The 301-nt window shown below is 53.5% G+C and carries 1 protein-coding gene; it reads left to right on the plus strand.

Going from position 1 to position 301, the window contains the following annotated elements; genetic code table 11:
* Positions 1-301, plus strand: a 301-nt coding sequence (locus AF337_RS12190; RefSeq protein ID WP_152971017.1) for an NUDIX domain-containing protein, incomplete at both ends; no start/stop codon positions are given.

Genomic DNA, 301 nt, shown 5'->3' on the forward strand with positions numbered 1-301 from the left:
GTCCGTTATTCTTCTCCGCAACTCTGACACTGAGACGGACGTCTTGATGCTGCGCCGGAACCACACCCTTGTCGGTGAATGGTGTCAAATCGCCGGTGGTATTGAGGACGGCGAAAAGGCTTGGGAAACAGCGCTGCGTGAGGTGAAGGAGGAAACGGGACTAATATGTGCTCGCCTTTATTCGGCAGACATATGCGAGCAGTTTTATGAGGCTGACCGCGACGCTATCACTATGGCACCCGTCTTCGTCGGCTTCGTAGATACAAGGGCGCAAGTCGTTCTTAATGAAGAGCATAGCGAG

Source organism: Rhizobium ecuadorense (assembly GCF_001187535.1).
Lineage (GTDB): Bacteria > Pseudomonadota > Alphaproteobacteria > Rhizobiales > Rhizobiaceae > Rhizobium > Rhizobium ecuadorense.